Raw genomic sequence first — 1,278 nt, forward strand, 5'->3', positions numbered from 1 at the left:
TGTATATTGTGATAGAAGAAAGAAACCAAGGAGGTGATGTTGAGTGTTGCACAAAGTCGTACAAGTTCGTTTATACCCAACCGAAGAACAACAAGTACAGCTAGCTCAGGCATTTGGATGCTCTCGTTGGTGGTGGAATTATGCTTTGAATAAGTCAATCGAAACTTACAAAGAAACGGGCAAGGGACTCGGACGGTCAGCACTCAACGCGCTTCTACCAGCACTCAAAAAAGCGGAAGACACTTGTTGGCTAGCCGATTGTTATAGTCAGGTTTTGCAAGCCACAACACTTAATCTAACCACGGCGTATAAAAACTTTTTTGAGGGTAGAGCCGGATTTCCTCGGTTCAAATCCAAACACGGTAAACAGTCAATTCAATATCCTCAAAATGTCAAAGTTCTTGATGATATTGTCAAACTTCCAGGGAGCATTGGAGAAGTTAAAGCTAAGATTCATCGTCCAATTGAGGGGAAGATAAAGACTGTTACTGTTAGCAAAACCCCATCAGGGAAATATCTCGCATCCATCTTGACTGAAGTAGAAGGCGAAAAACCAACTATAACAGAAGGCAAGATTTATGGAGTTGATTTGGGACTAAAGCACTTTGCTGTTGTTACAGATGGTAAAAAGGTTTCTAAATACGACAGTCCTAAACATATTGCCAAGCATGAGAAGAACCTGAAACGCAAACAGAAGAAATTAGCACGTAAACAAAAAGGGAGTAATTCAAGAAATAGATATAGGAGAGTAGTTGCCAAAGTGTACGAACGGGTTAGCAATTCGCGGCAAGATTTTCTACACAAACTTAGTTATAGGTTGGTCAGCGATAGCCAAGCTGTCATAGTAGAAAACCTTCATCTTCTAGGCATGGTTCGTAATCACAATTTGGCTAAAGCAATTTCTGATACTGGATGGGGAATGTTCACCAACTTCTTAGCCTACAAGCTAGAACGCAAAGGCGCGAGGTTGGTTGAAATAGATAGATGGTTTGCCAGTTCCAAGCTCTGCTCTAACTGTTTCTATCAGATGGGTGAAATGCCACTTGATGTCCGTGAATGGACTTGTCCCCATTGCGGCACTGATCACGACAGAGATGGGAACGCGTCCATCAATATTAGAGCAGAAGGAATCAGAATGCTAAAGGCGGAAGGTTCAGCCGTCTCTGCTGTAGGAGGGGAGGTAAGACCAAAGATGGGGCGAAAGTCTCACCTCAGGCACTCGCCTATGAGTACAGAAGCCCACGCTGTACCCGACAGGGTCAGCGCTGGGTAGTTCAC

The 1,278-nt window shown here is 43.6% G+C and carries 1 protein-coding gene; it reads left to right on the top strand.

Annotated elements, in window-relative coordinates; genetic code table 11:
• The first annotated feature begins 43 nt into the window (after positions 1-43).
• Positions 44-1,273 (top strand): RNA-guided endonuclease InsQ/TnpB family protein, encoded by a 1,230-nt coding sequence (locus tag U2718_RS14555; RefSeq protein WP_411813294.1) that lies wholly within the window; start codon positions 44-46, stop codon positions 1,271-1,273.
• Positions 1,274-1,278: the final 5 nt, after the last annotated feature.

The sequence above is a fragment of the Chlorogloeopsis sp. ULAP02 genome (assembly GCF_038404745.2).
GTDB lineage: Bacteria > Cyanobacteriota > Cyanobacteriia > Cyanobacteriales > Nostocaceae > Chlorogloeopsis.